The following is a 3,125-nucleotide window of genomic DNA, read 5'->3' as shown; positions in this document are numbered from 1 at the left end:
CGGCCGGGTTGCCGCGGCGCGCGGCGCGGGCGGCACCGCGGCGCTCGTGCCGCGCGACGGCCCGGTCGTACTCGGCGCGCCGCAGCTTCTCGCCGGGGGCCTCGACCAGGCTGCGCACGGCGTAGGCGAGCAGGACGCCGAGGAAGCCGATCATCTTGATCGGGCGCATCGCAGCGTCGTCGGAGCGGGCCTCGCCGGGTTCACGGGTGTAGTCGGTGAGGGTGCGGCTGAAGGCCATGGAGCTGGACAGTCCCAGGGCGACCACGAGCAGGACGCCGATCACGCCGCCGTCCGCGAAGGTGCTTCCCTCGTACGCCAGCCGCAGCGTCCAGGCTCCGGCGGCGGCCAGCAGCAGCGCCCCGAGCCCGAGCGCGATCCGGCGCAGGAGGTAGCCACCGGAGTGGTCCACCCAGGTGGTGCCGTAGAACCGGATCGGCTCGGGCTCGGGGCGCTCCCGCTTCTCGCTCATGGTGTCGATTATGCGCGCGGGGTGCCGGGGGACGCCGGGGGCGGGGTCAGCCGAGCTTGGTGACGTCCCGCACCGCGCCCTTGTCGGCGCTGGTGGCCATGGCCGCGTAGGCGCGCAGGGCGGCGGAGACCTTGCGGTCGCGCGCCGCCGGCGCGTACCGGCCGCCGAGCGCCTCGCGGCGGGCGGCGAGGGTGGCCTCGTCGACCTTCAGCTCGATGGTGCGGGCGGGGATGTCGATGCTGATCAGGTCGCCGTCCTCGACCAGGGCGATGGTGCCGCCGGCGGCCGCCTCCGGGGAGGCGTGTCCGATGGACAGGCCCGAGGTGCCGCCGGAGAAGCGGCCGTCGGTGATCAGCGCGCACTTGGCGCCCAGGCCGCGGCCCTTGAGGAAGGAGGTCGGGTAGAGCATCTCCTGCATGCCGGGGCCGCCCCTGGGGCCCTCGTAGCGGATGACGACGACGTCGCCCTCCTTGACCTGCTTGCCCAGGATCTTCTCGACGGCCTCCTCCTGCGACTCGCAGACCACGGCCGGGCCGCTGAAGGTCAGGATGGACTCGTCGACGCCGGCGGTCTTCACCACGCAGCCGTCGGCGGCGAGGTTGCCGTGCAGGACTGCCAGTCCGCCGTCCTTGGAGTAGGCGTGCTCCACGTCGCGGATGCAGCCGCCGGCCGCGTCGGTGTCCAGGGACTCCCAGCGCTCGGACTGCGAGAAGGCGCTGGCTGAGCGGACGCAGCCGGGGGCGGCGTGGAACAGCTCGACGGCCTCGGGGGACGGGGAGCCGCCGCGGATGTCCCAGGTCTTGAGCCACTCGGCCAGGGAGTCGGAGTGGACGGTGCGGACGTCCTCGTTGAGCAGGCCCGCGCGGTACAGCTCGCCCAGGATGGCGGGGATGCCGCCGGCCCGGTGGACGTCCTCCATGTAGTACGAGCCGTTGGGCGCGACCTTGGACAGGCACGGCACGCGGCGCGAGATGGCGTCGATGTCGGTCAGCCCGAAGTCCAGCCCGGCCTCCTGGGCGGCGGCGAGCAGGTGCAGGATCGTGTTGGTGGAGCCGCCCATGGCGATGTCGAGGGCCATGGCGTTCTCGAAGGCGGCGCGGGAGCCGATGGCGCGCGGCAGGACGGTGGTGTCGTCCTGCTCGTAGTGGCGCCTGGTGATCTCCACGACCGTGCGGCCGGCGTTCTCGTACAGCGCCCGGCGGGCGGTGTGGGTGGCCAGCACCGAGCCGTTTCCGGGCAGGGACAGGCCGATGGCCTCGGTGAGGCAGTTCATCGAGTTGGCGGTGAACATGCCCGAGCAGGAGCCGCAGGTGGGGCAGGCGTTCTCCTCGATGAGGGCCATGTCCTCGTCCGAGACGGCGTCGTTGGCCGAGTCGGCGATGGCGCTGATCAGGTCGAGCTTGCGGACCGTGCCGTCGACGAGGGTGGCGCGGCCGGACTCCATCGGCCCGCCGGAGACGAAGACCGTGGGGATGTTCAGGCGCATCGCGGCCATCAGCATGCCCGGGGTGATCTTGTCGCAGTTGGAGATGCAGATCAGGGCGTCGGCACAGTGGGCCTCGACCATGTACTCCACGGAGTCCGCGATCAGGTCGCGGGAGGGCAGGGAGTAGAGCATGCCGCCGTGGCCCATGGCGATGCCGTCGTCCACCGCGATGGTGTTGAACTCGCGCGGGACGCCGCCCGCCTCCTTGACCGCCTCGCTGACGATCCGGCCGACCGGCTGGAGGTGGGTGTGCCCGGGCACGAACTCGGTGAAGCTGTTGGCCACCGCGATGATCGGCTTGCCGAAGTCCTCGCGCGCTACGCCGGCGGCCCGCAGGAGGGCGCGGGCGCCCGCCATGTTGCGGCCGTGGGTGACGGTGCGGGACCTCAGCTGGGGCATGGTGCTCCACTCCTTCGTGAACCGTGGGAAGACCGTCGGGCGCGGTCTTCGGGCCGTGGCTGACGAGCGTACGCCTCCCGCTCAAGATCTGGACGAAAAGTCCGGATCGTAAGACATGAGGGGCACTGGACTCACCCTCCGCGCGGGTGTTCGCCGACGGGTCCGGCGGGTCCGGTCAGATGGTGCTGGACGGCCGGTGAGAGGCGGGCGACCAGGTCCTCGGGGTCCGCGGAGGCCAGCGGCTCGATCCCCAGGACGTACCGCATGATCGCCACGCCCACCATCTGCGCGGCGGCCAGTTCCACCCGCAGCTCCCGGTCCGGGGCGTCCAGGCGGCGCGCCACCCGGGCCATCAGCTGCCGCGCCACCATGCGCCGGAATATCCGGGCGGCGGTCTCGTTGCTGAGCGCCGAGCGGACGACGGCCAGCAGCGGCGCGCGGCTGGCCGGGTTCTCCCAGACGCCCAGGAAGAAGCGGACGAGTTCCTCGCCCAGGCCGTCCGGGCCGCGGGCGGCCAGACGGCCCAGCCCCTCGGCGGCGGGGGCGAAGGAGACCTCGGCGGCGGCCTCGAAGACCTGCTCCTTGGTCCCGAAGTAGTGGTGGACCAGGGCCGGGTCCACCTCCGCGCCGCGGGCGATGGAGCGGATGGACGCCTTGTCGTAGCCGCGCTCGGCGAACTCCGCGCGGGCCGAGGCCAGGATGCGGTCGCGTGCCGCCTCCCCGGCCGCGGCCCGGCCGGCCGAGGCGGGGCGGCCGCGGCGGCGGACGGGG

Annotated in this window: 3 protein-coding genes; all 3 read right to left on the bottom strand. The window is 73.1% G+C overall.

The features are described from left to right. Nucleotides 1-469: hypothetical protein (locus ACLIYP_RS29965; RefSeq protein ID WP_412716222.1), on the bottom strand; the 469-nt coding region annotated here is incomplete at its 3' end. Nucleotides 470-515: 46 nt separating this feature from the next. Beyond that, a complete protein-coding gene (ilvD, locus tag ACLIYP_RS29960) occupies nucleotides 516-2,354 on the bottom strand; it encodes a dihydroxy-acid dehydratase (RefSeq protein ID WP_412716221.1) in 1,839 nt (612 codons plus the stop codon). A gap of 131 nt (nucleotides 2,355-2,485) precedes the next feature. Next, a partial coding sequence (locus ACLIYP_RS29955) for a TetR/AcrR family transcriptional regulator (protein ID WP_412716220.1) occupies nucleotides 2,486-3,125 on the bottom strand: 640 nt, incomplete at its 5' end.

The organism is Streptomyces nanhaiensis, from assembly GCF_046614825.1.
Lineage (GTDB): Bacteria > Actinomycetota > Actinomycetes > Streptomycetales > Streptomycetaceae > Streptomyces > Streptomyces radiopugnans.
This window is presented reverse-complemented; position numbering and strand designations above follow the sequence as displayed.

Bases quoted from the DNA above. Each gene is read 5' to 3' on its own strand.
- ilvD (WP_412716221.1), bottom strand. From the start codon at position 2,354: ATGCCCCAGCTGAGGTCCCGCACCGTCACCCACGGCCGCAACATGGCG.